This window comes from Streptomyces sp. AM6-12, from assembly GCF_044327085.1.
Taxonomy (GTDB): Bacteria; Actinomycetota; Actinomycetes; order Streptomycetales; family Streptomycetaceae; genus Streptomyces.
In genome coordinates, this window is the sequence record NZ_JBIQWN010000001.1 from 5146632 (window position 1) to 5172358 (window position 25727).

Sequence of the window (25727 nt, forward strand, 5' to 3'; positions counted from 1 at the left end):
CGTCGCACCATGAGCCTGATCGTGTACACGGTGGCGAGCCTGTTCACCGCGACCGCCCTGCTGATCTTCCGCCGCCCCCGGCTCGCCCTGCGGGACCCGCTGACCGCCTCCACCTGTGTGTCGATCTTCCTCGGCGGGCTCTGCTTCTTCTGCTCCGCCCCCGTCACCCTGGGCGCGGTCAACCACCTCACCCACGTCCCCAACTTCGGCGCCCCGATGACCTACAGCGTCATCTCCGCCTACAGCGCCTCCCTGCTGATCCTGCTGATCAACTGGCGCGGCGGCCCCGCCGAGCGGGTACGGCGCCAGGTGGTGCGGGTCGCCACCGTGTACAGCCTGGTGATCACCGCCGTCATCACGCTGTTCGCGCTCGCCCACGCGCCCGTCGAACGGCTGCGGGACCTCGACACCTACTACGCGAACACGCCGTACATGCGCGAGATGATCGTGCTCTATCTCCTCGGGCACGGCGCCTGCGCGGTGATCACCATCTATGTGTGCCTGCGCTGGTCCCGTGAGGTGACCGGCATCCTGCGGATGGGGCTGCGGCTCATCATGGCGGGCCTGGCCGTGGACGTGCTCGGCTTCGAGTGCGCCAAGTCGACGGCGGTTGTGGCCCGTTGGGCGGGCTGCGATCTGGACCGGCTGTCCACCGGGCTGGCCCCGCGCGCCGCCGCGCTGGGCGCCCTGCTGTGCGCGGCGGGCTTCGTGCTGCCCCGGCTGCTGCCCGCGGCTCTCGCCCAGTGGCACAGCATCTGGGACTACCGGGCGCTCGGCCCCCTGTGGGCGGAGCTGCGGAACGTGCCGACCGCGCCCAAACCCGCGCCCCCGCGCTGGCAGTTGCCGCGCGGCCGGCTGTACTACCGCGAGCTGCGCATCCTCGACGCGCTGCTCGCCCTCCAGTCCCGCTGCGACGGCCGGGTGCGCGAGACGGCGTACCGGCAGGCCCGCGGCCAGGGCAGCCCGCCGGGCGAGGCGCACTTCATCGCGGCGGCCGCCATGGTCGTGGACGCCGCGCGCCAGGCGGGACGGCCGCGGCCCCCGCAGGACCCGGAGCCGGGCTCGCGGCTGCACACCGCGCTGTTCTCCGACACCGGCGAACTGGTGCGGCTGGCACGGGCGTTGGCCGGGTCGCCGGTCGTCAGGGCGGCGCGGGAGGGCGCGGCACGCACCGCCCGCAGCTGAGGGAGCGGACCCGAGGCGCGTGCCCGCCCCGAGCGGGCGCGCGCACGGATGTCCATGCGCACGTGTCACCGGACGTCCCGCCGGACGTCCCAGCAGAGGAATGGGGAACCGTGAACGCACGAAAAGCCGTTGTCATCGGGGCCGGACCGGCCGGTCTGCTCGCCGCCGCGGCGCTCGCGCCCACCGTGGCCGAGGTCGTCGTACTCGACCACGACGAGCTGCCCGAGGGCCCCGAGCACCGCAGGGGGGTGCCCCAGTCCCGGCACGCCCATCTGCTGATGCCCGGCGGCCTGGCGGTCATGGAGGAGCTGCTGCCGGGGGCGGACCTGCAAGGGCGGCTGGTGGCGGCCGGGGCCAGACAGACGGCGCTCAGCTCGGACCTGTTGACCCTCGCCCCGGTCGGCTGGTTCCGGCGCTGGCGGCACCGCACCTTCGTCACCATGACCGCGAGCAGACCGCTGCTGGAGTGGGGCGTGCGCCGGGCGGTGCTGGACACCAACCCCAACGTCACCGTGCGCCGCGGCCGGGTGAGCGGGCTGCGCGGCAGCGCCCGCCGGGTGACCGGCGTACGGCTGGCCGGGACCGACGGCACCGCGCCCGAGGACCTGGACGCCGACTGGGTGGTGGACGCGAGCGGCCGGGGCACCCGGCTGCTGCCCTGGCTCGACGTCCTGGGCGTGCACGGCATCCCCGAGCGGCACGTCGACAGCGGCCTCGCCAACGCCACCCGCGTCTACCGCACCCCGCCCGGCGCCCCCGACTGGCCGATGACCCTGGTGCAGGCCGACCCCTGGAGCGGGCAGCCCGGACGCAGCGGCATGATCGTGCCGATCGAGGACGGCCAGTGGATGGTGAGTCTCGGCGGGATGCGGGGCAGCGAGCCCCCGAAGGACCCGGACGCCTTCGTCGCGTACGCGCTGGATCTGCCGAGCCCCCTGGTGGGCCGGCTGATCGAGGCCGCCGAGCCGCTCGGCCCGGTGCACGTCAGCCGCAGCACCAGCAACTCCCGCCGGTACCTGGAGAAGGCGCGCCTGTGGCCGGAGCGGCTGGTCGCGATCGGGGACGCGGCGGCCACCTTCAACCCGATCTACGGGCAGGGCATGTCGGCCGCCGCGTTCGGCGCCCGCGCCCTCGCGCGGGCGGTGCGGGAGCACGGCGTCGAGGCGCCGGGGCTGGCCCGGCGGGTGCAGCGGGCGGTGGCCCGCGCGGCACAGGGGGCGTGGACGGCGGCCGTCAGCACCGATGTCCTGTATCCGGGGGTGGAGGGCGGCCGCGCCACGCCGGTGGACCGGCTGACCGCCGCCTACTCCCGGCGGCTGAACCGCGCGGCCACCGGCTCCTACGCCGCGGCCGCCGCCCTCTGGGACGTCACCACCCTCGGCGCCCCGCCCGGCCGCCTCTTCCGCCCCGACGCCCTCCTGCACGCCCTCACCGGGCCGCCGCTGCCCGCCCTCGCGGGCCCGCCGCTGACCCCCGCCGAGCGGGAGTTCCTGGCCGGGCTCACACCCTGGGCGTAGGCCCGCCGAAGGGCAGGTGGAGCACTCGGGAGGCGAGCAGCCAGCGGCCGTCGACGCGGCGGAACCGGTGCTCGTAGTGCCCCACCTGGACCGGCGGCCCGGCGGGCACCAGGCCGCCGGCGTGGCCGTCGACGCGGTGGGTGGAGAAGTACGACACCGCCGTCGCCGTCTGGGCGGAAGCGACCGTGACCAGGACGCTGGACATCAGCCGGCGGGAGAGCCGGCCGGCGGGCCGGGCGCCGAAGTACTCCCCGAGCGCGGCCCGGCCCCGCACCGCCCGCCCGTCTCCCGGCGGGGGCCACTCCCAGCTGCCGTCCTCGGTGAACAGCTCGGCCACCGTGGCCGTTCACCGAGGTCGAGGCGGTGGACGAACTTACCGGGGCCGCCGCCCTGCGGACCGGTCACGGCCGCCCGCCGGTGCGGGCAGGTCGATCAGGCGGCAGGCGGTCTCGATGTCGATCCTCACCTGGGCGATCGAGGCCCGGCCGGAGAGCCAGGTGATCAGGGCCGAGTGCCAGGTGTGCTCGATGACCCGGACGGCGGAGAGCTGCTCCGGGGTCGGGTCGCCGGCCAGGCCCATCGCGTCCAGGATGATCGCCGTGGTCTGCCGGGAGACCTGGTCCACCTCGGGGCTGACACCGCGGTCCGCGAAGGTCAGCGCGCGGACCATCGCGTCGGCCAGGTGCGGCTCGCGCTGGAGCGCCCGGAAGGCCCGCATCAGGGTCTCGGCGACCCGCTCGGCGGCGGTGTCCCCGGCGGGCGGCCGGCGGCGCAGGGTGCCGTGCATCCGCTCCAGCTGGTCCTGCATGGTGGCCACCAGCAGGTGCACCTTGGACGGGAAGTAGCGGTACAGCGTGCCCAGGGCCACCTGGGAGGACTCGGCCACCTCGCGCATCTGCACCGCGTCGAAGCCGCCCCGCCCCGCCAGCCGTGCGCTCGCCTGGAGGATCCGGCGGCGGCGGGCCTCCTGACGCTCCGTGAGGGCCGGCGGGGGAGTGCGCGACGTACTGGCTTCCGCAGGCATGGGTCCCGTTCCGTGACAATCGGTGAGGGCGTCGGCAGGGCACGTGATCGGACGGCACGGCAGGGCCGCGCGTCGTGGCGCGAATCACCTGATCCACCGCTCACAGCACCCCTACCTGCCGGTAGATTCAGAGGCTCTTGAACGATCAAGTCTGAAACTTGTTCTAGATTAGCGTCCCGTCGTAGTCTCGCGGGACAGTGCAGGCAGAAGGGGGCACAGAGTGACCGCCGAGGCCCGGCAAGCGGGTGCCCGTGAGGACTTCGCCGCCGACGGGGAGCGACCGCTCGACATCGCGCTCCTCACCTACAAAGGGAACCCGTTCTGCGGCGGGCAGGGCGTCTACGTACGGCACCTCTCGCGCGAACTGGCCCGCCTCGGACACCGCGTCGAGGTCATCGGCTCCCAGCCCTACCCCGTGCTCGACGAGGGCTACCCCGCGCTCACCCTGACCGAGCTGCCGAGCCTCGACCTCTACCGCCAGCCCGACCCCTTCCGCACCCCCGGCCGCGACGAGTACCGGGACTGGATCGACGCCCTCGAAGTGGGCACGATGTGGACCGGCGGCTTCCCCGAGCCGCTCACCTTCTCGCTGCGCGCCCGCCGGATGCTGCGGGCCCGGCGCGGCGACTTCGACGTCGTGCACGACAACCAGACCCTCGGCTACGGCCTCCTCGGCGACATCGGCGCGCCAATGGTCACCACCATCCACCACCCCATCACCGTGGACCGGCAGCTGGAACTGGACGCGGCCGACGGCTGGCAGCGCCGGTACTCGGTGCGCCGCTGGTACGCCTTCACCCGCATGCAGAAGCGGGTCGCGCGCCGGCTGCCCTCGGTGCTCACCGTCTCCGGCACCTCCCGGCAGGAGATCGTGGACCACCTCGGGGTGCGGCAGGACCGCATCCACGTGGTGCACATCGGCGCCGACACCGACCTGTTCGCGCCGGACCCCGCGGTGCCCGAGGTGCCGGGGCGGATCGTCACCACCTCCAGCGCCGATGTGCCGCTCAAGGGGCTGGTGTTCCTCGTGGAGGCGCTGGCCAAGGTGCGCACCGAGCACCCGGCCGCGCACCTCGTCGTCGTCGGCAAGCGCCCCGCCGAGGGACCGGTCGCCCAGACGATCGAACGGTACGGCCTGGACGGCGCCGTCGAGTTCGTCAAGGGCATCTCGGACGCCGAACTGGTCGACCTGATCCGCTCCGCCGAGGTCGCCTGCGTGCCCTCGCTGTACGAGGGGTTCTCGCTGCCCGCCGCGGAGGCCATGGCCACCGGGACACCGCTGCTCGCCACGACCGGCGGCGCCATCCCCGACGTCGCGGGCCGCGACGGCGAGACCTGCCTCGCGGTGCCGCCCGGCGACGCGGGGGCGCTGGCCGCCGGGCTCGGCCGGCTGCTGGGCGACGCCGGGCTGCGCGCCCGGCTCGGCGCGGCGGGCCGCGAGCGGGTCCTGGCCAACTTCACCTGGGCCCGCGCGGCACAGGGCACGGTGGAGCGGTACCGGGAGGCCATCGCCCGCTCCTCGGGCGCCGCCACCGCGGCCCCCCGCCGCCCGGCGCCCCGGACACCCGGCCGCCCCCCGGCCGCTCCCGTCGCCGCCGTCTCCACGGCCTCCCCGAGTGACACCAGCGTCTATCCCGAAAGCAGGGCCACGTGCTGACCGTCGACTTCTCCCGGTTCCCCATCGCTCCGGGAGACCGCGTCCTGGACCTCGGCTGCGGAGCCGGCCGGCACGCGTTCGAGTGCTACCGGCGCGGCGCCCGAGTCGTGGCCCTCGACCAGAACGCGGAGGAGATCCGCGAGGTCACCAAGTGGTTCGCGGCGATGGAGGAGGCCGGCGAGGCCCCCGAGGGCGCCACCGCGACCGCGCTGGAGGGCGACGCGCTGGCGCTGCCCTTCCCGGACGACTCCTTCGACGTGGTGATCATCTCCGAGGTGATGGAGCACATCCCCGACGACAAGGGCGTCCTCGCCGAGATGGTGCGCGTGCTGCGCCCCGGCGGCCGGATCGCGATCACCGTGCCCCGCTACGGCCCCGAGAAGGTCTGCTGGGCGCTGTCCGACGCTTACCACGAGGTCGAGGGCGGCCACATCCGCATCTACAAGGCGGACGAACTGGTGGCCAGGGTCCGCGAGGCCGGCCTGAAGCCGTACGGCAGCCACCACGCGCACGCCCTGCACGCCCCCTACTGGTGGCTGAAGTGCGCCTTCGGCGTCGACAACGACGAGGCGCTGCCGGTGCGCGCGTACCACAAGCTCCTGGTCTGGGACATCATGAAGAAGCCGCTGGCCACCCGGCTCGCCGAGCGGGCGCTCAACCCCGTGATGGGCAAGAGCTTCGTGGTCTACGCGACCAAGCCCCACCTGCCCCGGCTCGCCGAGGAGGCGGCCGCCCAGTGACCACCCCCCGGACAGAACACCTCGTCCTGCCCGGAGTCCTCACCGCGGAGCAGGCCGCCGCGACCGTACGCGGCATCCTCGCCGTGCAGCGGGAGGACGGCGCGATCCCGTGGTTCCGGGGTCACCACCTGGACCCGTGGGACCACACCGAGGCCGCGATGGCCCTGGACGCGGCCGGTGAGCACGAGGCCGCCGAGCGTGCCTACCTGTGGCTCGCCCGGCACCAGAACGAGGACGGCTCCTGGTACGCGGCCTACGCGGACGGCGCCCACGACGAGGTCACCGACCGCGCCCGCGAGTCCAACTTCGTGGCGTACCCGGCCGTCGGCGTCTGGCACCACTACCTGTCCACGGGCGACGACACGTTCCTGGACCGCATGTGGCCCTGCGTCTACGCGGCCATGGAGTGGGTGCTCGGACTCCAGCAGCCCGGCGGGCAGATCGGCTGGCGGCGCGAGGACGACGGGACGCCCACCGCGGACGCCCTGCTCACCGGCAGCTCCTCCGTCCACCACGCGCTGCGCTGCGCGCTCGCCATCGCCGAGCAGCGCGAAGAGGCCCAGCCCGACTGGGAGTTGGCGGCCGGCGCGCTGCGGCACGCGATCCGCAGGCACTCGGAGCGGTTCCTGGACAAGGACCGCTACTCGATGGACTGGTACTACCCGGTCCTCGGCGGCGCCCTGACCGGCGCGGAGGCCGGGGCACGGATAGCCGCGTCCTGGGACCGGTTCGTCGTACCGGGCCTCGGGGTGCGCTGTGTGGTGCCCAATCCCTGGGTGACCGGCGGCGAGTCCTGCGAACTGGCGCTCGCGCTGTGGGCGGTGGGGGAGTCGGACCGGGCCCTGGAGATCCTGAAGTCCGTCCAGCACCTGCGGGACGCCGAGTCCGGCCTGTACTGGACGGGTTACGTCTTCGACGACGACGCGATATGGCCGCGCGAACTGACCACCTGGACCGCCGGTTCCCTGCTGCTCGCGGTCGCCGCGCTCGGCGGACACGAGGCCACCTGCGCGGTCTTCGGCGGCGCGCACCTCCCGGCGGGCCTGGACCCGGACTGCTGCTGAGCCGACCCGGGGCGTTCCCCCGGCGTGTCCCCCGAGTGGCGTAACCGCGTGGGCGGAGTAACGGTGGAGAAGGAAGCTCCCCACTCGGAAAGACACGTCGGGAGGACCTCGTGCCTGTACCGATACGGCGTCTGTGCGTGGCGCTGACTCTGTGCTGCGCCCTGGTGGCCGGTGTGACGGCCTGCGGAAACAGCAGCGCCGGCGCCCGCCACGACAGCAAGGCGAACGTCACCGCCGCGGCCCTGGACCAGCCCGCGGCCGCGCCAAGCCCCACCACCTCCGCCGAGAAACAGCGGTTCGCGAAGACCAGGTTCGTGGCGAACGCGGGCCTCGCGGCCGGTGCCACCTACGAGTGGATCTACAAGCCGTGGAAGGCGGGCAAGTTCAAGAAGGGTGCCCACGGGCGCAAGCTGGCCCTGGTGAAGGCCGGTGTCGCCGGTCTGTTCACCTACAACCGGCTGAAGGCCGCCGAGCGCAACGCCAAGGGCGACCCGCTGCTCTCCAAGGCCCTCGCACCGCTGAGCAAGAGCATCGAGAACCTGAAGGACCTGCCGGCCAAGCTGCGTCACGGTGACACCGGCGCGGCCGGCGACTTCACCAACGTCATCAACCACGTGAAGGACGCCGGGAAGAGTGCGGGCGCTCCGGTCCAGAACAAGGTGCCGTCGGCGGCCCAGCTCCGCAGCGGCGGCCAGTGAGCACCCCTGACTGGTCATCAACTCACAGCTGCAAGGCGGCTGTACGGCAACGGCCCCCCGCCCGCAAGGGCGAGGGGCCGTACGCCTGGTGGTGCTGTTCAGCCGCGCTGGATGCCCGAGGTGTCCTGGAGCACGCCGCGACGGCCGTCCTGGGTCTGCGCGACCAGCGCGGCACCGCGCTGCTCGACCGCCAAGTACCAGGTGCCCGGCGCCAGTTCGGCGATCGGGGTGGGCGAGCCGTCCTCCGCGAACAGCGGACGGGTTACCGGCACCGCGAACCAGAACGGCGAGAAGTCCCCCGGAGCGGCCTGCTGCGGCGCGGCACCCTGCGCGGGCGCCGCCTGCTGCTGACCGTACGGCTGGCCCTGCTGCGGCTGGGCGCCGTACGGCTGCTGCGGGGCACCCGGATAGCCGTAACCGGCGGTCGGCTGGGCGCCGTAGGGCGACGGGGCGACCGGCTTGGGGGCCGGGAGCAGCGCGCCCTGGAGCGCCGGGACCAGCGGGGTGGCGATGGCCGCGCCCGCGAGGACCAGCGCGGCGATGAACCCGAGCACGAGCCCGGCGCCCGCGCTGATGTGGTCCGGCACGTCCACCAGCGTCCAGAACAGGGTCCACGCGGAAAGGATCGTGAAGCCCGTGCCCACCATGCCCAGATCCAGGCCCAGTACCTTGCGCTGCTGCGGCATGCAGCGGTTGAGCACGATCAGCGCGGCACCGATGACGGCCCCCATGTACGTGCCGAGGCCCGTCCCGAGGTTGTCCCACACGCTCTGGCTGCCCGAGTATCCGGCGGCCGAGTAGGAGTAGAGATCGAGGAACGACGCGATGAACAGCAACACCGCTGCTCCGATCACCACGCCGTCGCCTCTAGTGAGGGAGCGGATGTTCACTTCAGGTCCTTCGTGAGTCGTCTCGTCGTCGGTAGACACTACCGCCCGCAAGATCCGGCTGTCCGGCCGGTCACGGCCCCGGTCAGGACTCGCGCAGGAAACTCACGATTCCCTCAGACAACCCCTGCGCGGCCTTCTGCCGCCAGGAGCCGCTGGTCAGCAGCGCCGCGTCCTGGGCATCGCGCATGTTGCCGCACTCGACGAACACCTTGGGAACCGTTGACAGATTGAGACCGCCGAGGTCGGTGCGGGTATCGAGCGCGGTGCCGTGGCCGATGTAGTTGGACGGCGGCTCACCGGTCACCCGGCGGAAGTCCGCCGCGACGCGCTCGCCCAGCTCGCGCGAGGGCCCGGTGATCGGCCGGGTGTCGGCGGCGCCCGCGTGCACGGTGCCCGGCAGGATCACATGGAAGCCCCGGTCGCCCGCCGGCGCCCCGTCGGCGTGGATCGAGATGGCCGCGTCCGCGTGCGCCTCGTTGCCGATCCGCGCCCGCTCGTCCACGCACGGCCCCCAGTCCGGGCCCTTCTCGTCATGGGTCAGCCGCACGGTGGCCCCCTGCCGCTCCAGCAACGCGCGCAGCCGGTGCGCCACATCGAGCGTGAACCGGGCCTCCGGGTACCCGTCGTTCGTGGACGTGCCGGTGGTGTCGCACTCCTTGCGGCCGTTGCCGACGTCCACCTGGCGGTTGATCTCGGCCGGGTGCCGGAAGTTGCCGGTGTTGTGCCCCGGATCGATGACGACGACCTTGCCCGCGAGCGGGGCGGCGGCCTTGCCGTCGGCGCGGGCGGAGGCGGCGGCGGACGGCGAGGTACGCGCGGCCGGTGTCGCCGGGGCCCCGTCATCCGCCGGACCCCCGTCACCCACCACCTCGTACACGCCCCACCCGATCAGCCCCCCGGCCAGCAACGCGGCGAGCGTGACGACAAGCGGCCCCCGCCGGGAACGGCGCGGCTGCGGGGGTTCGGACTGCGGACCGGTGTAGGACACGTCAGCGACTCTAACCGGGACCTCAGATCCCCGCCCCCGTGCGCCGCAGCACCCGCAGCGAACCCGTGACCGCCACCTCGGTGAACGCTCCGGAGCCGAGGGCGCGCAGGTACACCCGGTAGGGGGCCTGGCCGGTGAACTCGTCCTCGGGCTCCGGGAACACGTCGTGGATGACGAGCAGCCCGCCCTCGGCGAGGTGCGGGGCCCAGCCCTCGTAGTCGGCGTTGGCGTGCTCGTCGGTGTGGCCGCCGTCGATGAACACGAACCCCAGCGGGCTGCCCCACACGGCCGCGACCTGCGGCGACCGCCCGACCAGCGCGATCACGTGCTCTTCGAGACCCGCCCGGAACAGCGTGCGCCGGAAGGCGGGCAGCGTGTCCATCAGGCCGACCTCGGGGTCCACGGTCTCCGGGTCGTGGTAGTCCCAGCCCGGCTGCTGCTCCTCACTGCCCCGGTGGTGGTCCACGGTCAGCGCGGTCACCCCCGCCGCCCGTGCCGCGTCGGCCACCAGCAGGGTCGACCGCCCGCAGTACGTCCCCACCTCCAGCAGGGGCAGCCCCAGCGCCCCCGCCTCCACCGCCGCCGCGTACAGCGCCAGCCCCTCGTCCACGGGCATGAACCCCTTGGCCGCCTCGAACGCGGCGAGAATCTCGGGCTGGGGGGCGAGGACCGGCATGGGCGCCCTTTCGGTCGTACGGCAGCGTGCGCGCCCCATGCTGCCGTACACCTCTTCAACAGGGGCCAGGGGGGCGCCCCTCAAGGCGCTACAGGCTCACCGTCTCACCCGGCAGGGCCAGGTCCACCTCGACCGCCCCCTCCTCCCCGGAGTGCGTCGCGGCCGAAGCGAGCGGCCCGTGCCCGAACGCCCTCGCGGCGAGGACGTACGCCCCCTGCGCCGGCACCACCAGCTCGTACCGGCCGTCCTCGTCGGAGACGGCCGTCCCCGCCTGCCGGCCCCGCCGGTCGATCAGCGTCACCTTGGCACGGGCGACCGGGACACCGCTCGCGTCCAGAACCCGCCCGCGGAACCCCCGCAGCACTTCCTCCGCCGCCTCCAGCACGGCGTCGTCCTCCGCGCTGCCGGCCCGCAGCCGCAGCTCCCGCACCGGGCGGCCCGCCCTCGGCAGGAACAGGGCGAGCACCAGGCCCGCCGCCACCGCACCCGTCGCGATGAGGAAGGACACCCGGAACCCGTGCATGGTCGGGATCGCCACACCCCCCACGGTGTGCGCCGTGTTGGCGAGGACCATCCCGACGACGGCGCTCGACACCGACGTACCGATGGACCGCATCAGCGTGTTGAGCCCGTTCGCCGCGCCCGTCTCCGACGCCGGCACCGCACCGACGATCAGGGCGGGCAGCGAGGAGTACGCGAGTCCGATGCCCGCGCCGAGGATCACGGACGTGAGGATCGTCTCCCAGGGCGCCTGCATCAGGCCGAGCCCGCCGCCGTAGCCGAGCGCGATGATCAGCAGGCCGATGATGAGCGTGGTCCTGGGGCCGTAGCGGGCGGACAGGCGGGCGTACACCGGCGCGGTGAACATCATGGTCAGGCCCAGCGGCGCCACGCACAGACCGGCGACGACCATCGACTGGCCGAGCCCGTAGCCCGTGGCCCGCGGGAGCTGGAGCAGCTGGGGCAGGACGAGCGAGACGACGTAGAACGCGACGCCGACCATGATCGACGCCAGGTTGGTGAAGAGGACCGCGGGACGCGCGGTGGTGCGCAGGTCGACCAGCGGCGCCTTGGCGCGCAGCTCGTACAGGCCCCACAGCAGCAGCACGGCGACGGCCGCGGCGAACAGGCCGAGGGTGGTCGCCGAGGACCAGCCCCAGTCGCTGCCCTTGGTGATGGGCAGCAGGAGCAGCACCAGACCGGCGGACAGACCGAGCGCGCCGGGCAGGTCGAAGGAGCCCGCCGCACGCATCGGGGACTCGGGGACGGTCAGCAGGGTGAGGGCGATGGCGAGGACGCCGAGGCCGGCGGCGCCGTAGAACAGCGCGTGCCAGTCCGTGTGCTGGGCGACCAGCGCGGCGGCGGGCAGGGCGAGGCCACCGCCCACGCCTATGGAGGAGCTCATCAGGGCCATGGCGGAGCCGAGGCGTTCGCGCGGCAGCATGTCCCGCATCAGGCCGATGCCGAGGGGGATCGCGCCCATCGCGAAGCCCTGGAGGGTACGGCCGGCGATCATGACGAGCAGCTGGCTGGTGAGCGCGCTGACCAGCGCGCCGATCACCATCACGGCGAGGCTGGCGATCAGCATGCGCCGCTTGCCGTACAGGTCGCCGAGCCGGCCCATGATCGGGGTGGCGACGGCGCCGGACAGCAGGGTCGAGGTGAGCACCCAGTTGGCGTTGCTGGGCGCGGTGTGCAGCAGTTGCGGCAGGTCTTTGATGACCGGCACGAGCAGGGTCTGCATCACCGCGACCACGATGCCCGCGAACGCGAGCACAGGGACGACGGCCCCGCTCGCCTCGCGCCGCGGTTCGTCGGTCGTCGTGTGGGTCATTGAGTGCGGCCTCCCGTAGACATAAGTGCGGGGTAAACCTCGTATGCACAGGCAACTATTCCGTTGCTTCGGGCCTCTAATGATTATTTGACCATCCTATGGGTTTCTGAATACCCGTCAGCCAACAGGATGGGATCGGGACGGGCCGGGGGACGTAGTCCGCGCGGGGTAGGGCCCCCTGGTCCGAAATGCCGATGCAAGGACCGCAACCGGCCTGGGACCATGACATCCATGCTGGAGACCGCCGACACCCCGCCCCTCATATCCCGACGTACGACACACCCGACCTGGCTGGTGGTGGCCCTGGCCTGCGCCGGGCAGTTCCTGGTGGTACTGGACGTCTCCGTGGTGAACGTCGCACTGCCCTCCATGCGCACCGACCTCGGCCTCAGCGCGCCCGGCCTGCAATGGGTGGTGAACGCGTACGCGATCGCCTTCGCCGGGTTCATGCTCCTCGGCGGCCGGGCCGGCGACCTGTACGGCCGCAAGCGGATGTTCCTCGTCGGTCTCGGCCTGTTCACCCTGGCCTCGCTGGGCGGCGGCCTCGCCCAGGAGGGCTGGCAACTGCTGCTCGCCCGCGCGGTGCAGGGGCTCGGCGCGGCCGTTCTCGCGCCCTCCACGCTCACCCTGCTGACCGCCGCCGTCCCGGAGGGCGCCGCCCGCGCGCGGGCCATCGCCACCTGGGCCGCGGTCGGCGCGGGCGGCGGCGCGGCGGGCGGACTCGTCGGCGGTGTCCTGGTCGACGTGCTGTCCTGGCGGTGGGTGCTGCTGATCAACGTGCCGGTCGGCGCGGTCGTCCTGGCCGGCTCGCTGCGCTGGCTGGTGGAGAGCCGCGCCGGGGACGGCCGCCGCCTCGACCTGCCCGGCGCGCTGCTGGTCACCGGAGGACTGGGCGCGCTGGCGTACGGCATCTCGCGCACCGAGGAGAAGGGCTGGACCGCTCCGGCCAGCCTGCTGCCGCTGGCCGCGGGGGTGCTGCTGCTCGCCCTGTTCCTGCTGGCCGAGGCGCGCACACCGGCCCCGCTGATGTCGCTCGGACTGCTGCGCAGGCGCCCGGTGGCCTCGGCGAACGCGGCGATGCTGGTGTCCGGCTCGGCGATGTTCTGCATGTGGTACTTCATGACGCTGTACGCGCAGAACGTGCTCGGCTACTCCCCGCTGGAGGCGGGCGCCGCGCTGGTGCCCAGCTCGCTGGCCGTGATCATCGGCTCCAAGGTGGCGCCGCGGCTGATGCGCACGGCGGGGCCGCGCGGCGTGGCGGTGGTGGGCACGCTGATCGCCGCGGGCGGGTTCGCCTGGCAGTCCACGATGAGCGCGCACGAGGCGTACGTCACCGCGATCATGGGCCCCGGCATCCTGATGATGCTGGGCGCCGGTCTGGCGATGACCCCGCTGGCGGCCCTCGCGACATCGGGGGCGGCGCACCACGAGGCCGGGGTGGTCTCGGGGCTCATCAACACCTCGCGCACGATGGGCGGTTCGCTCGGCCTCGCGGTGATGTCCACCATCGCCGCCACCGGCACGGGCACCGGCACCGGCCCGCAGGCCCTGACCGACGGCTACGCACTGGCCTTCCGCGCCTCCACGGCGGTCCTGCTGGGCGGCGCACTGCTGATGCTGCTGTGGCTGCCACGCCACCTGCCGCAGAAGTGACCACGCCCGACGGCCACCCCCACCGCCGCTCCGGCGACCGCCCTGGCCACCGGGCCTGCGGCTGCCCTGGCCGCCGGGTTCGTGGCTGTCTCCGCCGCCGCTCCGGCGACCGCCCTGGTCACCGGCCTGGCGATCGTCCTGGCCGCCGGTCTTCTGCGTCCGCCGGCCCCGCCGCCGGGTCGGCCGGCGCTCCCGGTGCCGGTCTCACAGCCACCCCTGCTGACGAGCCTCCCGTACCGCCTCCGTGCGGTTGCGGGTGCCGGTCTTGCCGATGGCCGAGGAGAGGTAGTTGCGCACGGTGGACTCGGACAGGTGCAGCCGGCCCGCGACATCGGCGACGGTCGCCCCGTCCACGGACGCGTTCAGCACCTCGCGCTCGCGCGGGGTGAGCGGGCTCGGCCCGGCGCTGAGCGCGGCCGTCGCCAGCGCCGGATCGACCACGGTCTCCCCGGCCAGCACCCGCCGGATCGCCGCCGCCAGCTCCTCCACCGGCCCGTCCTTGACCAGGAACCCGGCCGCCCCGGCCTCCAGGGCCCGCCGCAGATACCCCGGCCGCCCGAAGGTCGTCAGGATCAGCACCCGGCACCCCGGCGCCCGCGTCCGCAGCTCCTCCGCCGCGTCCAGCCCGCTCATTCCGGGCATCTCGATGTCCAGCAGCGCCACATCCGGCTCGTGCCGGAGCACCTCGGCCACGATGGCGTCCCCCGCGGCCACCTGCGCCACGACCTCGATGTCCGCCTCCATCCCGAGCAGCAGGGCGAGTGCGCCGCGCATCATGCCCTGGTCCTCGGCGAGCAGAACCCGGATCGCCTCCCGAGATGTCCCGTCCATGGGCTCAGCCTACGGCCGCCCCGCTCAGCCCGCGTCGGGCGGCCGCGCCCCCACCGAGGCGAGTTCCTCGTCGGCCAGCGGGAGTTCCGCCGCCACCGCGAAACCGCCGCGGGGAGCCGGGCCGGCCGTGAGGGAGCCGCCCGCGGCGGCCAGGCGTTCGGTGAGGCCCGTGAGGCCGGTGCCGCCGATGCCCTGCGCGGGGCGGCTCACCGGGGTGCCGGAGCCGTCGTCGGTGACCGTCAGCCGGACGCGTTCCGCGGCATTGGTCACGGCGATCTCGCAGCGGCTCGCGTCGCTGTGCCGGATCACATTGGTGACCGCCTCGCGGACCACCCAGCCCAGCAAAGCCTCCGTCCGCGGTTCGAGGGGGGTGCCGGACTGGCGGAAGACCGGCTCGACGCTCGCCGCCAGCAGGGCCGAGCGCGCCCGGACCAGCTCCGTCGCCAGGCTGCCCTCGCGGTAGCCGGTGACCGCCTCGCGGATCTCGGTCAGCGCCTGCCGGCCCACCGACTCGATGTCCGCGATCTGGCCCAGCGCCGCGTCCAGGTCGCGCGGCGCCAGCCGCCGGGCCGCCTCCGACTTCACCACGATCACCGACAGGGTGTGCCCGAGCAGGTCGTGCAGGTCGCGGGAGAAGCGCAGCCGCTCCTTCTCCACCGCGCGCCGGGCCAGTTCCTCCCGGGCGGCGCGCAACTCACGTACCGCCTCGGACAGTCCGAGGATCGCGGCGGTCACCATGGTGGACAGGAAGGTGGCGTACCCGACGTTCGTCGCGTCCGACCAGCCGCCGCGCACCCCGGAGAGCGCGGCCGCGTAGACCGCCAGCAGGATGGCCGAGCGGCCCAGCCACGGGCCGCGCAGGGCGGCGCCCGCGGCCAGGCCCAGCAGCGGGAAGAACGCCAGCCAGTTGCCGCCGTAGCCGACCGCCAGGCCCGTGGTCAGCAGGGCCATCAGCAGCAGCGCCACCCGTGTGCGCGGCTCCTCGCGCTTGGCCCGGTCGAAGGAGCGGAACGTGATGTAGACGTACAGGGAGTTGAAGACGAACAGGCCAAGCCCGCCGATCAGCGGGTTCGGGGTCTTCCCCTGGAGCAGGTTGGAGAAGGCGCCCATCCCCAGCAGCAGCCAGGGCAGCAGCGCGAAGCCGGTGGGCGGCGGTCCGGGATCGCTGACGGACGGTGCCTCACCCCGTTTCCGGGCGGCGCACGTGTCGGCCTTGAACCGCTCGTTCTCCGCCTTCCAGCGGTCCAGTTGCGCCTTCCACTCCAGCCGCGCCGCCTGCCAGGCCCGCACCTGGCACCGTATCTTCCGCCACGCCGACATCTCTTCGTTCCCCCTGGTCAGACGGTTCCCGCCGCACGGCGGTACGACAGCACGGCGTACGATCCGAAGACCAGCAGCCAGCCTGTCAGCACGATGATCGCACCGGCACCGGGGGCATGCCCCTCGGCGACCGCGCCGCCCAGCTCGGCGAACCGGTTGCCGGGCGTGTACGCCGAGACCGACCGCAGCCAGCCGGGGAACAGGCTGGTCGGGAACCACAGCCCGCCCACCACGGCCAGGCCCAGGTTGCACGCCATGTTGGCCACGCCCGTGGCGGGGCCGGTCAGCCGGTAGCCGTTGCCGAGGCCCAGCAGCGTGAACGGCACCGAGCCCAGCCACAGCAGCAGCGCGATCGCCGTCCACTGCCACCCCGCGAGCCGCACGCCGTCGACCAGTCCGCCCGCCGCCAGCACGGCGACGATGGCGGGCAGCACGGTCACCACCCCGGTCAGCGTCCGCCCCGCCACCACCTCGCGCGGGGTCATCGGCGTCACCCGCAGCTGCCGCAGCCAGCCCACCGCACGGTCCTCGGCGACCGCGCCACCGGTGTTCAGGGCGGAGCCGACGGCGCCGTACGCGGCCATGCCGACCATTGACGCGGTCCGCCAAGTGCCGCTGTTCTGACCGAGGTTGGTGAACAGCAGGTACATCATGACGGGCATCGCGATCCCGCCGATCACGAATCCCGTGTCGCGCAGGGTGCGGCGGATCTCCAGCCGGACGTAGGTGAGCATCACAGGGCCTTCGCGGTGAGTGTGCCCGCGGGTGCGGGTGCGGGTGCGGGTGCGGGTGCGGGTGCGGATGCGTCGTGGTCGGTCGCGCGGTCGCCCGTGCCGCTGGGGTGGTGTCCCGAGGCCGTCGGCGAAGTGAGCGCCAGGAACGCGTCGTCCAGCGACGCCGGAGCCACCTCCAGGCGCCGGATCGCGCCCAGTCCGGCCAGCGCGATCACCGTCGCGTCGGAGTCGTCCGTGCGCAGCCGCACCCGGTCGCCGGCCACCTCCAGCGAGCGGACGCCGGGCAGCAGGGCGAGGTCGTCCGGGGCCCGGCCCCCGAGGTCCACGGAGACCAGGCTGCCGCCCGCGGCCCGCCGCAGCTCCTCGCCGGTGCCGTCCGCCACGATCCGCCCCCGGTCCATGACCACGATCCGGTCGGCGAAGGCGTCCGCCTCCTCCAGATAGTGGGTGGAGAACAGCACGGTGTGCCCACGCCGGGCGTACCCCCGCATCGACTCCCAGAACGCGTGCCGCGCCTCCACGTCCAGCGCCGCCGTCGGCTCGTCCAGGACCAGCAGCGAGGGATCGCCGGCCAGCGCCACCGCGAACCGCACCCGCTGCACCTGCCCGCCGGACAGCCGGTCCACCCGGCGTCCGGCCAGCGCGGCGATCCCGGCCAGCTCCAGGGCCCGCGCCACCGGCATCGGCGCCGGATAGCGCGAGGCCACGAAGCCGACCAGCTCGGCCACCGTGATCCGGGGCACCGGCCGGGCGTCCTGGAGCATCGCGCCCACCCGGCCGGCCCGCACCGCGCGCTCCGGCCCGGTCCCGAACAGCTCCACCCGGCCGGCGTCCGGCGGGTACAGGCCCAGCAGCATCCCGATGGTGGTCGACTTGCCGGCGCCGTTGCGGCCCAGCAGGGCCACGGTCTCGCCGTGCCCGATCCTCAGGTCCACCCCGTCCACGGCGCGCACGGACCCGAACGTGCGGACCGCCCCCGTGAAGGACACGGCGGTGGCGGTGTCCTCGTCCCTCTGTGTCATGCCTGCGACGATAGGGGCCGGGCTCACCGCACCGGTAGACGCGCTTGTACCGACCCGGGCAGGACAAATGTCACGGGTGCAGTGAACTGACGTCTCGTCAGGTGGCTTCGCAACCGCGGAGGGCCTGGCTGTACAAAGGGGCGGCGGGCTGAAACGCCTTCCAGCCCGAGGACCTCTCAGGAGCCCCATGCCCATCGACGCAGCCAAGGCCCTCGCCGCCGCGCCCCGCTCGGCCGAGATCGCCTGGAGTGCCAAGGACGTCCAGCTCTACCACCTGGGCATCGGCGCGGGCCGCCCCGCCACCGACCCCGGCGAGCTGCGCTACACGCTGGAGGACCGGCTGCGGGTGCTGCCGAGCTTCGCCACCGTCGCGGGCGCGGGCGAGCCCGGTGTGACCGGCGGGCTGTCCATGCCGGGCGTGGACGTCGATCTGGCCAGGGTGCTGCACGGCGGGCAGGCCCTGCGCGTGCACCGGCCCATCCCGGTCGAGGGCCGCGCCACGGCCACCTCCCGCATCACGGCCGTGTATGACAAGGGCACGGCCGCCGTGCTGGTGCTGCGCACCGAAGTGGCCGACGCAGAGGGCCCGTTGTGGACGGATGACGCGCGGATCTTCGTGCGCGGCGAGGGCGGCTGGGGCGGCGACCGGGGCCCCTCGGTCCGGCTGCCGGAACCGGGCGGCGAGCCGGACCGTACCGTCGAGCGCCCGACGCGTCCCGACCAGGCCCTCCTCTACCGCCTCTCCGGCGACCTCAACCCCTTGCACGCCGACCCCGAGTTCGCGAGGCTCGCCGGGTTCGACCGGCCCGTCCTGCACGGGCTGTGCACCTACGGCATGACGCTCAAGGCCGTGGTCGACACCCTCCTCGACGGCGACGTGGGCCGGGTGCGCTCGTACACCGCCCGGTTCGCGGGCGTCGTCTTTCCGGGCGAGACCCTGCGCATCCGCGCCTGGCGCGGGGAAGCGGGCCGGCTGCGGGTCGCCGTCACCGCCGCCGAACGGGACGACGCGCCCGTGCTCGCGGACACCGTCGTGGCGCACTCCTGAACCGGTGCCGACACGACAGCCGACACGACAGGAGGGGGCACCCGCCGGGTGCCCCCTCCTGTCCTCGCTACCTTCAGGCAGCCGCCTCGGTGGTCTCCTCGGCGGTCTTACGGTGCCGGCCGTGCGGAGACGTGTCGGTCTCCGTGGCCGCGACCGGGCCGCGGTGCCGGCCGTGGCCGGCGTTCTCCAGAGAGTCGGCAGACAGCTGCTGCGTCGTGCTGGTGTCGCTCATCGGACGTATTCACCCCGTCAACATCATCTTTCGTACAGCCGGAGGAGTGTAACCGGCACACCACGGGCCGAATCCAGGCGCACACGCCAACCGGCACTAGTTCGTTACAAGACGTCCCAGAGGCGCCTGCGCCAAGGGCACCGCACGCGGCGGCGCCGGCTCCGCGGAGCCCGGATCGGCCGCCTCGGCGATCTCCTCGCCGGGCGCCCCGCAGGCCGTGCCGGCCTCACGCGCACCGCGTTCCGTGCCGGCCTCACGCGCACCGCGGTCCGGGGCGGCCCCGCCCGCGCCGGTCCCGCCCGTACCGCAGACCGTGCCGGTCCCGCCCGTACCGCCGGCCGTGCCGCCCCCGCCCCCCGCCTCCGTGCGCGGCTCGGCCGCCGGTGCCCGCAGCTCGGCCACCCCGCACGGTGTCTCGCGGGTGGAGTACGGCAGCCGCAGCACCCCTTCCGCGGTCCACAGCCCCGACCCGGCCAACCAGCCCTTGGGCGCGGCGACATGCCGTACCCGCCGCTCGGCCGGCCGCCAGACGCCCACCCAGGTGCCCACCGGACCCTCGATGCGCAGCGCCACCCCGCAGCTCTCCGGCTCCAGCACCTGCCCCGGCTGGATCGCGAACGGCACCGCCGTGCACTCCGGCAGCCGCAGCGAGGTGGGGAAGCGCACCGGCAGCGTCGAGCCGAGGACGCCCCAGCCCAGCCGCGCCCGGCCCGGCGAGGGGGCGTCGGAGGAGATCAGCAGCAGCCCGCTGTCCGGGTCGGCCATGAGCAGTCGGTCGTCGCTGCCCGGCGTGATCTGGAGCAGCGGCGTCACCTCGCCCCGCTCCAGGTCCACCACGACCGTCTTGACGCAGCCCTCCAGCTCCCGGTCCAGCGCCAGCAGCCGCCCGGCACGGTCCAGCCAGACCCCGCCCGAACAGCGCCCCGGCACCTCCACCAGCCGTTCGGGCCCGCCCGGTCCGCCGGCCACCTGCCACACCGCGCTGCCGCGGGGGCCGACCGTGACGGCGTACGCCCGCGCGCCACCCGGCGCCGGGGGCAGCAGCCCGAGCCGGACACCGGGCCCGGCGCACTCCATGGCACCCAGCGGCAGCTCCCCGGTGCCGGGCCCGGTCGGGTACAGCAGCGCGAAGAGGTGCCGTACCCCCGCCCGCCGGTGGATGAGGACCCGCCCGTCGGCCAGCGGCTGGAGCTCGGTGCCGGGCTCCTCGGGCTGGTTGCCGGGCAGCGGCACCGCGTACGGCTCAGGGCCGTCCAGCGTCCAGCGCTCCGGGAACCAGGAGTCACCGTTCCGCGCGAGCCGCGCGGCGTACGCGCCGTCCGCCGTGAGCACGCAACCGCGCTCCGGGGAGCGGTCGTCCGTACCGGCGGACGGGGAATCGATGGCACAGACCGTCATCGTTCGGTCACCTCCGGCGACGAAGCTAGTTTTGAACGCACGGCCGTGCGGGGGGCCGACCCCCGCTTCACACATACGGGTGGCGCAGAAGCGATTCCTCTGAGGAAGCGGGCATGACTGTGCTGCGGGCGGCCGGGCGGGGCGGACGCGGTACGCCCCCGCCGAACAGCCAGGTAGCCTTTTCCCGTGCCCCGTCTGTCTGAAGTCATCGCCGCGCTGGAGAACCTGTGGCCCGCCGAGCGGGCCGAGTCCTGGGACGCGGTCGGCACGGTCGTGGGCGACCCCGACCAGGAGGTCACCCGGGTCCTGTTCGCCGTCGACCCCGTCCAGGAGATCGTCGACGAGGCCGTGCGGCTCGGCGCCGACCTGCTGGTCACCCACCACCCGCTCTACCTGCGCGGCACCACCACGGTCACGGCCGCGCACTTCAAGGGCCGGGTCGTGCACACCCTGATCAAGAACGACATCGCGCTGCACGTCGCCCACACCAACGCCGACACCGCCGATCCGGGCGTCTCCGACGCCCTCGCGGGCGCGCTCGACGTCCGTGTCGTACGGCCCCTCGTGCCGGACCCCACCGATCCGAACGGGCGGCGGGGCCTCGGCCGGGTATGCGAACTCGACCATCCGCTCACCCTGCGGGAACTGGCCGCACGCGCCGCCGAACGGTTGCCCGCCACCGCGCAGGGCATCCGGGTGGCCGGCGACCCCGAGGCCGTCATCCGCACCCTCGCGGTCAGCGGCGGCTCCGGCGACAGCCTCTTCGACCAGGTGCGCGCGGCCGGTGCGGACGCCTTCCTCACCGCCGACCTGCGCCACCACCCGGCCTCCGAGGCCGTCGCCCAGTCCCCGCTCGCGCTGCTCGACGCGGCGCACTGGGCCACCGAGTGGCCCTGGTGCGAACAGGCCGCAGGCCAGCTCGACGAGATCTCCGACCGTCACGGCTGGGACCTGCGGGTCCATGTCTCCAAGACGGTCACCGACCCCTGGACCGCCCACGCGGCGTCCTCCGTCACCACTAGTTAATGGGAGCCCCCAACTGAACGCCGCGCCCGCCGACCAGATCCGTCTCCTCGACGTCCAGGCCCTCGACGTCCGCTTGCAGCAGCTCGCGCACAAGCGGAGGTCGCTGCCCGAGCACGCCGAGATCGAGACGCTGAACAAGGACCTCACCCAGCTGCGCGACCTGCTCGTGGCCGCGCAGACCGAGGAGAGCGACACCGCCCGCGAGCAGACCAAGGCCGAGCAGGACGTCGACCAGGTGCGCCAGCGCGCCACCCGCGACCAGCAGCGCCTGGACTCCGGCGCGGTCAGCTCGCCGAAGGACCTGGCCAACCTCCAGCACGAGATCGCCTCGCTCGCCAAGCGGCAGGGCGACCTGGAGGACGTCGTCCTGGAGGTCATGGAGCGCCGCGAGTCCGCGCAGGAGCGGGTGCAGGAGCTGACCGAGCGGGTCGCCTCCGTCCAGTCGAAGATCGACGACGCGACCGGCCGCCGGGACGCCGCGTGCGAGGAGATCGACCGTGAGGCCGCGTCCGTCACCAAGGAGCGCGAGGTCGTCGCGGCCTCCGTCCCGGCGGACCTGCTCAAGCTGTACGACAAGCTGCGCGAGCAGCAGGGCGGCATCGGCGCGGCCAAGCTGTACGCCCGCACCTGCCAGGGCTGCCGCCAGGAGCTGGCCATCACCGAGCTGAACGAGGTCCGCTCGGCCGCCCCCGACACCGTGCTGCGCTGCGAGAACTGCCGCCGGATCCTGGTGCGTACGGCCGAGTCCGGGCTGTAGGGGGCTTACGGCGTGCGGGAGTTCATCGTCGAGGCGGACGGCGGCTCACGGGGCAATCCCGGCCCCGCGGGCTACGGCGCGGTGGTCCGCGACGCGGCGACGGGCCAGACGCTGCTGGAGGCGGCCGAGTACATCGGCGTCGCCACCAACAACGTCGCCGAGTACCGCGGTCTGCTGGTCGGCCTGCGCGCCGCCCACACCCTGGACCCCGCCGCCACCGTCCGCGTCCGCATGGACTCCAAGCTGGTCGTCGAGCAGATGGCCGGCCGCTGGAAGATCAAACACCCCTCGCTGAAGCCATTGGCGACGGAGGCCCGGAACGTCTTCCCGCCGGACCGCGTGACGTACGAGTGGATCCCCCGCGCCGAGAACGGACACGCCGACCGCCTGGCCAACGAGGCGATGGACGCGGGGGCACGGGGGGAGCAACGGAGCGCGGGGGAGTCGACGGCGGAGCTGGAGGCTGGTACGGCTGCTACGGCCGCCGCAGCGGCACCTCACAGCGAGCAGCGCCCTGAAGCCCCCGGCCGGCAGCACCTCCGTGGCTCAGGCCCGGAGCAGCACGCCCGTGGCTGGTCCGCCGCCCCCGACCTCGGCGACCCCGCCACCCTCGTCCTCCTCCGGCACGGCGAAACCCCCCTGACCCCCCAAAAGCGCTTCTCGGGCAGCGGCGGCACCAACCCGCCCCTGTCCGACGCCGGCCGCGAACAGGCCCACCGCGTCGCCGCAGCCCTGGCGAGCCGCGGCACCGTCCAGGCCATCCTCGCCTCCCCCCTCGCCCGTACCCGCGAGACCGCCGAGATCGTCGCCGCCCGCCTCAACCTGGACGTCGTCCTCGAAGACGGCCTGCGGGAGACGGACTTCGGCGCCTGGGAGGGCCTGACCTTCGGCGAGGTCCGCGACCGCTACCCGGACGACCTGAACGCCTGGCTCGCCGACCCCGCCGCCCGCCCCACGGGCGGCGGCGAGAGCTTCGCCGAGGTCGCCGCCCGCATCGCCGTCACGAAGGACGAGCTGGTCACCGCCCACGCGGGCCGCACCGTCCTGCTCGTCACCCATGTCACCCCGATCAAGACCCTCGTCCGCCTCGCCCTCGGCGCCCCGCCCGAGTCCCTGTTCCGCATGGAACTCTCGGCCGCCTCACTGTCCGCCGTGGCGTACTACGCCGACGGCAACGCAAGCGTCCGCCTCTTCAACGACACCTCACACCTGCGCTGACGCCGGCCCCCGCAGCCCCGCCGCCGCCCGCGCGAGCGTCTCGATCCGCGCCCAGTCCCCGGCCGCCACCGCGTCCGCCGGCACCATCCAACTCCCGCCCACACAGCCGACGTTGGGCAGGGTCAGATACTCCGCCGCGTTCGCGGGCCCGATCCCGCCGGTCGGACAGAACCGCGCCTGCGGCAACGGCCCGGCCAGCGACCGCAGATACGCCGTACCCCCCGCCGCCTGCGCCGGGAAGAACTTCATCTCCCGCACCCCGCGCTCCAGCAGCGCCACCACCTCCGACGCCGTCGACACCCCCGGCAGGAACGGCACCCCGCACCCCCGCATCGCCGCCAGCAGCCCCTCCGTCCAGCCGGGACTGACGAGGAACCGCGCCCCGGCCGCGACGGACGCCGCCACCTGCCCCGGCGTGATCACCGTCCCCGCCCCGACCACGGCCTCGGGCACCTGCTCCGCGATCGCCCGGATCCCCTCCAGCGCGTCAGGCGTACGGAGCGTCACCTCGACCGCCCGCAACCCCCCGCGCACCAGCGCCCGCGCGAGCGGTACGGCGGCGGAGACGTCCGGGAGCACGAGCACCGGTACGACGGGCGCGAGACCGAGCACGGAGTCGACCGGCGACGGCGACGGCGATGGCGGCGGCGGCAACGGCATGGGCTCGGGCGGGATCATGCCCTCATCGTCCCGAGCCGCCACACCCTCCGCAATCACCGTTGCGCACAGCGCAACGCTCCCTGCGGCCCCTAGTGGATCTCCTCCACCAGCACATCCAGCCCCCACGGCCGCCCCGCCCGCTCCGGGGCCTGTGCCTCCACCTCGTAACCCAATTCCCGCAGAGCGTCCACCAGTTCGGCGGGGTCGCGCGGCAGGGCGCCGTCCGACAGCAGGGACCGTACGATCCGCCCCTTCGTCGCCTTGTTGAAGTGGCTGATGACCTTGCGGGTCGGCGCGTGCAGCACCCGTACCGTCGCCGTCCGCCCCGCGACCTCGCCCTTCGGCTTCCACGCCGCCGCGTACGCGGCCGAGCGCAGGTCCAGCACCAGCCCGTCCCCGGCCGCCTCCGGCAGCACCTCGGCCATCGGCGCCCGCCAGTGCCCGGCCAGTGCGCCGAGCCCCGGCAGCTTCAGCCCCATCGAGCAGCGGTAGGAGGGGATGCGGTCGGTCACCCGGACCGCGCCCCACAGCCCGGAGAACACCAGCAGCGAGCGCGCCGCCCGCCGCTTCGCCGCCGCGTCCAGGGAGGCCAGGCCGAGGGCGTCGTACAGGACACCGGTGTAGATCTCCCCGGCGGGGCGGGCGCCGGCCGTGCGCAGGGCCGCGTTCTTGGCGACCTCGCCGCGCAGCCCCTCGCTGAGCCCCAGCACCTCGCGCGCCTTCTCCTCGTCGCCCGCGCACAGCCCGACCAGCTCCCCGAGCACGGCCTCGCGCGCGCCGGTCAGCCCCGGCAGGGACAACGACTCCAGCCGCAGCGGGGCGCCCTTGCCCGAGTCGGCCTTACCTTCCGAGGGCGGCAGCAGGACCAGCAACACGTACTCCTTCTCTTGCGCTCAGCCGCCAGCGTACGGGGTGCCACCCGCGCCCCGCGCCTCCCTCGGCCCGGCGAACTTCCTGTTCACGCCGGTGTGAGCGTCCTCACGAGCGCCGTGGGTTCGTCGGTGTACAGCCGTACCACCCGTACGTCCTTCCGTCGTCCGAGCAGCGTCACGTACTCGACGGGAGCAGCGAGTTCGACGGTCACCGATGTCTGCGCCCCGACGGGCAGATCGAGTTCACCCTCCGCCCGTTCGTGCGTCGTCCGGGTCTCCCGCCGTACGGAGCTGATCGCGTCCAGCGGTATCCGCACGTCCACGTGCACCCCGTACCGCACCCGCAGGGCGTCCCCGGTCAGCACGTGCGGCCGCACGACACCGGCCGCGTGCAGGCCGAGGACGAGCAGCACGGTGTAGACGTCCAGCACCAGCATGACGTCGTGCGCGAGGGGCCAGTCGCGCAGCATCACGGACACCCCGATCGTCTCGACCACGCAGACGAACGCGAGCCCCAGCAGCGTCGCCCCCTGTCCACGCGCGTACCCGAACTCCCGCCCGCCTTCCACCCCTTGACGACGCCGCCCCACCCACAGCGCGAGACTCCCGAGCACCCGCGCCTCGTGCAGCACCAGCCGTTGCACGCCCCTCATGCGTCCTCCCCTCCGGCGCGCGCGTTCCCC

The 25727-nt window shown here is 73.9% G+C and carries 25 protein-coding genes and 1 pseudogene; 11 read left to right on the plus strand and 15 right to left on the minus strand.

Going from position 1 to position 25727, the window contains the following annotated elements:
- Positions 1-9: 9 nt before the first annotated feature.
- Together ACE4Q9_RS23320 and ACE4Q9_RS23325 are read left to right on the plus strand one after the other, a co-directional pair.
- Positions 10-1185: an MAB_1171c family putative transporter gene (locus tag ACE4Q9_RS23320; RefSeq protein ID WP_397986171.1), complete on the plus strand. Its 1176-nt coding sequence runs from the start codon at positions 10-12 to the stop codon at positions 1183-1185.
- Between the two features lie 110 nt (positions 1186-1295).
- Positions 1296-2702, plus strand: coding sequence for an NAD(P)/FAD-dependent oxidoreductase (locus ACE4Q9_RS23325; RefSeq protein ID WP_397986172.1), 1407 nt, complete (start codon positions 1296-1298; stop codon positions 2700-2702).
- Here ACE4Q9_RS23325 and ACE4Q9_RS23330 read toward each other — a convergent pair.
- Positions 2686-3107 (minus strand): annotated as a pseudogene (locus ACE4Q9_RS23330) (nuclear transport factor 2 family protein). The gene ACE4Q9_RS23325 and the pseudogene ACE4Q9_RS23330 sit on opposite strands and share 17 nt — an antisense overlap.
- Positions 3076-3726 (minus strand): TetR family transcriptional regulator, encoded by a 651-nt coding sequence (locus ACE4Q9_RS23335; RefSeq protein ID WP_397986173.1) that lies wholly within the window; start codon positions 3724-3726, stop codon positions 3076-3078. Before ACE4Q9_RS23335 ends, ACE4Q9_RS23330 begins: the two are co-directional and overlap by 32 nt.
- Before the next feature lie 220 nt (positions 3727-3946).
- Here ACE4Q9_RS23335 and ACE4Q9_RS23340 point away from each other — a divergent pair, with 220 nt between their 5' ends.
- The 4 genes from ACE4Q9_RS23340 to ACE4Q9_RS23355 all read left to right on the plus strand — a co-directional run bounded on the left by ACE4Q9_RS23340 (position 3947) and on the right by ACE4Q9_RS23355 (position 7885).
- Positions 3947-5383 (plus strand): glycosyltransferase family 4 protein, encoded by a 1437-nt coding sequence (locus ACE4Q9_RS23340; protein ID WP_397986174.1) that lies wholly within the window; start codon positions 3947-3949, stop codon positions 5381-5383.
- Positions 5377-6123 carry a class I SAM-dependent methyltransferase gene (locus ACE4Q9_RS23345; RefSeq protein WP_397986175.1) on the plus strand — a complete coding sequence of 249 codons (747 nt, stop codon included), beginning with the start codon at positions 5377-5379 and terminating at the stop codon, positions 6121-6123. The genes ACE4Q9_RS23340 and ACE4Q9_RS23345 overlap by 7 nt, the downstream gene beginning before the upstream one ends.
- Positions 6120-7187, plus strand: coding sequence for a prenyltransferase (locus ACE4Q9_RS23350; protein WP_397986176.1), 1068 nt, complete (start codon positions 6120-6122; stop codon positions 7185-7187). Before ACE4Q9_RS23345 ends, ACE4Q9_RS23350 begins: the two co-directional genes overlap by 4 nt.
- A gap of 110 nt (positions 7188-7297) precedes the next feature.
- A complete protein-coding gene (locus tag ACE4Q9_RS23355; protein WP_397986177.1) occupies positions 7298-7885 on the plus strand; it encodes a hypothetical protein in 588 nt (195 codons plus the stop codon).
- 98 nt (positions 7886-7983) lie between these two features.
- On the opposite strand, the gene ACE4Q9_RS23360 is transcribed toward ACE4Q9_RS23355, so the two are convergent.
- From ACE4Q9_RS23360 to ACE4Q9_RS23375, 4 genes are all read right to left on the minus strand, one after another.
- On the minus strand, positions 7984-8775 hold the full coding sequence (locus ACE4Q9_RS23360; protein WP_397986178.1) for a hypothetical protein: 792 nt from the start codon (positions 8773-8775) through the stop codon (positions 7984-7986).
- 82 nt (positions 8776-8857) lie between these two features.
- On the minus strand, positions 8858-9763 hold the full coding sequence (locus tag ACE4Q9_RS23365) for an N-acetylmuramoyl-L-alanine amidase (RefSeq protein WP_397986179.1): 906 nt from the start codon (positions 9761-9763) through the stop codon (positions 8858-8860).
- Positions 9764-9785: 22 nt separating this feature from the next.
- Positions 9786-10439: a class I SAM-dependent methyltransferase gene (locus ACE4Q9_RS23370; protein WP_397987308.1), complete on the minus strand. Its 654-nt coding sequence runs from the start codon at positions 10437-10439 to the stop codon at positions 9786-9788.
- Between the two features lie 88 nt (positions 10440-10527).
- On the minus strand, positions 10528-12273 hold the full coding sequence (locus ACE4Q9_RS23375) for an MFS transporter (RefSeq protein WP_397986180.1): 1746 nt from the start codon (positions 12271-12273) through the stop codon (positions 10528-10530).
- A gap of 222 nt (positions 12274-12495) precedes the next feature.
- Between ACE4Q9_RS23375 and ACE4Q9_RS23380 the strand changes: the two genes are divergently transcribed.
- The gene (locus ACE4Q9_RS23380) at positions 12496-13926 is read left to right on the plus strand and encodes an MFS transporter (protein ID WP_397986181.1); all 1431 of its coding nucleotides are present in this window, start codon (positions 12496-12498) and stop codon (positions 13924-13926) included.
- 204 nt (positions 13927-14130) lie between these two features.
- On the opposite strand, the gene ACE4Q9_RS23385 is transcribed toward ACE4Q9_RS23380, so the two are convergent.
- From ACE4Q9_RS23385 to ACE4Q9_RS23400, 4 genes are read right to left on the minus strand one after another with little or no spacing between them, the layout of a single operon-like run.
- Positions 14131-14757, minus strand: a complete 627-nt coding sequence (locus ACE4Q9_RS23385; protein WP_397986182.1) for a response regulator — start codon at positions 14755-14757, stop codon at positions 14131-14133.
- 24 nt (positions 14758-14781) lie between these two features.
- Complete coding sequence (locus ACE4Q9_RS23390; protein WP_397986183.1) at positions 14782-16077, minus strand: sensor histidine kinase; 1296 nt, start codon at positions 16075-16077, stop codon at positions 14782-14784.
- Between the two features lie 17 nt (positions 16078-16094).
- Positions 16095-16811 (minus strand): ABC transporter permease, encoded by a 717-nt coding sequence (locus ACE4Q9_RS23395; RefSeq protein ID WP_397986184.1) that lies wholly within the window; start codon positions 16809-16811, stop codon positions 16095-16097.
- Positions 16811-17833, minus strand: coding sequence for an ATP-binding cassette domain-containing protein (locus ACE4Q9_RS23400; protein ID WP_397986185.1), 1023 nt, complete (start codon positions 17831-17833; stop codon positions 16811-16813). Before ACE4Q9_RS23400 ends, ACE4Q9_RS23395 begins: the two co-directional genes overlap by 1 nt.
- A gap of 187 nt (positions 17834-18020) precedes the next feature.
- Here ACE4Q9_RS23400 and ACE4Q9_RS23405 point away from each other — a divergent pair, with 187 nt between their 5' ends.
- A complete protein-coding gene (locus ACE4Q9_RS23405; protein ID WP_397986186.1) occupies positions 18021-18881 on the plus strand; it encodes a MaoC/PaaZ C-terminal domain-containing protein in 861 nt (286 codons plus the stop codon).
- 73 nt (positions 18882-18954) lie between these two features.
- Here ACE4Q9_RS23405 and ACE4Q9_RS23410 read toward each other — a convergent pair whose 3' ends face one another.
- Positions 18955-19113: a hypothetical protein gene (locus tag ACE4Q9_RS23410; protein ID WP_397986187.1), complete on the minus strand. Its 159-nt coding sequence runs from the start codon at positions 19111-19113 to the stop codon at positions 18955-18957.
- A 96-nt stretch (positions 19114-19209) separates the two neighbouring features.
- Positions 19210-20511, minus strand: coding sequence for a hypothetical protein (locus tag ACE4Q9_RS23415; RefSeq protein WP_397986188.1), 1302 nt, complete (start codon positions 20509-20511; stop codon positions 19210-19212).
- A 186-nt stretch (positions 20512-20697) separates the two neighbouring features.
- Between ACE4Q9_RS23415 and ACE4Q9_RS23420 the strand changes: the two genes are divergently transcribed.
- Genes ACE4Q9_RS23420 through ACE4Q9_RS23430 form a run of 3 tightly spaced genes read left to right on the plus strand, consistent with a single transcriptional unit; the run spans position 20698 to position 23512 of the window.
- Positions 20698-21537, plus strand: coding sequence for a Nif3-like dinuclear metal center hexameric protein (locus ACE4Q9_RS23420; protein WP_397986189.1), 840 nt, complete (start codon positions 20698-20700; stop codon positions 21535-21537).
- Between the two features lie 13 nt (positions 21538-21550).
- Entirely contained in the window at positions 21551-22294 is a 744-nt protein-coding gene (locus ACE4Q9_RS23425) for a zinc ribbon domain-containing protein (protein ID WP_397987309.1), read from the plus strand.
- Positions 22295-22306: 12 nt separating this feature from the next.
- Positions 22307-23512 (plus strand): bifunctional RNase H/acid phosphatase, encoded by a 1206-nt coding sequence (locus tag ACE4Q9_RS23430; RefSeq protein WP_397986190.1) that lies wholly within the window; start codon positions 22307-22309, stop codon positions 23510-23512.
- On the opposite strand, the gene eda is transcribed toward ACE4Q9_RS23430, so the two are convergent.
- The 3 genes from eda to ACE4Q9_RS23445 form a co-directional block, all read right to left on the minus strand.
- Positions 23498-24190: a bifunctional 4-hydroxy-2-oxoglutarate aldolase/2-dehydro-3-deoxy-phosphogluconate aldolase gene (gene eda / locus ACE4Q9_RS23435; RefSeq protein ID WP_397986191.1), complete on the minus strand. Its 693-nt coding sequence runs from the start codon at positions 24188-24190 to the stop codon at positions 23498-23500. The genes ACE4Q9_RS23430 and eda overlap by 15 nt on opposite strands.
- A 71-nt stretch (positions 24191-24261) precedes the next feature.
- Entirely contained in the window at positions 24262-25044 is a 783-nt protein-coding gene (yaaA, locus tag ACE4Q9_RS23440; protein WP_397986192.1) for a peroxide stress protein YaaA, read from the minus strand.
- An 86-nt stretch (positions 25045-25130) separates the two neighbouring features.
- The gene (locus tag ACE4Q9_RS23445; protein WP_397986193.1) at positions 25131-25697 is read right to left on the minus strand and encodes a hypothetical protein; all 567 of its coding nucleotides are present in this window, start codon (positions 25695-25697) and stop codon (positions 25131-25133) included.
- Positions 25698-25727 lie beyond the last annotated feature (30 nt).

What these genes read in the sequence shown, in the direction of transcription:
- ACE4Q9_RS23410 (WP_397986187.1), bottom strand. Translation starts at nt 19,113, where the DNA reads ATGAGCGACACCAGCACGACGCAGCAGCTGTCTGCCGACTCTCTGGAG.
- ACE4Q9_RS23445 (WP_397986193.1), bottom strand. Translation starts at nt 25,697, where the DNA reads ATGAGGGGCGTGCAACGGCTGGTGCTGCACGAGGCGCGGGTGCTCGGG.
- ACE4Q9_RS23335 (WP_397986173.1), bottom strand. Translation starts at nt 3,726, where the DNA reads ATGCCTGCGGAAGCCAGTACGTCGCGCACTCCCCCGCCGGCCCTCACG.
- ACE4Q9_RS23320 (WP_397986171.1), top strand. Translation starts at nt 10, where the DNA reads ATGAGCCTGATCGTGTACACGGTGGCGAGCCTGTTCACCGCGACCGCC.
- ACE4Q9_RS23380 (WP_397986181.1), top strand. Translation starts at nt 12,496, where the DNA reads ATGACATCCATGCTGGAGACCGCCGACACCCCGCCCCTCATATCCCGA.
- ACE4Q9_RS23390 (WP_397986183.1), bottom strand. Translation starts at nt 16,077, where the DNA reads ATGTCGGCGTGGCGGAAGATACGGTGCCAGGTGCGGGCCTGGCAGGCG.
- ACE4Q9_RS23395 (WP_397986184.1), bottom strand. Translation starts at nt 16,811, where the DNA reads ATGCTCACCTACGTCCGGCTGGAGATCCGCCGCACCCTGCGCGACACG.
- ACE4Q9_RS23405 (WP_397986186.1), top strand. Translation starts at nt 18,021, where the DNA reads ATGCCCATCGACGCAGCCAAGGCCCTCGCCGCCGCGCCCCGCTCGGCC.
- ACE4Q9_RS23415 (WP_397986188.1), bottom strand. Translation starts at nt 20,511, where the DNA reads ATGACGGTCTGTGCCATCGATTCCCCGTCCGCCGGTACGGACGACCGC.
- ACE4Q9_RS23375 (WP_397986180.1), bottom strand. Translation starts at nt 12,273, where the DNA reads ATGACCCACACGACGACCGACGAACCGCGGCGCGAGGCGAGCGGGGCC.
- ACE4Q9_RS23400 (WP_397986185.1), bottom strand. Translation starts at nt 17,833, where the DNA reads ATGACACAGAGGGACGAGGACACCGCCACCGCCGTGTCCTTCACGGGG.
- eda (WP_397986191.1), bottom strand. Translation starts at nt 24,190, where the DNA reads ATGATCCCGCCCGAGCCCATGCCGTTGCCGCCGCCGCCATCGCCGTCG.
- ACE4Q9_RS23385 (WP_397986182.1), bottom strand. Translation starts at nt 14,757, where the DNA reads ATGGACGGGACATCTCGGGAGGCGATCCGGGTTCTGCTCGCCGAGGAC.
- ACE4Q9_RS23370 (WP_397987308.1), bottom strand. Translation starts at nt 10,439, where the DNA reads ATGCCGGTCCTCGCCCCCCAGCCCGAGATTCTCGCCGCGTTCGAGGCG.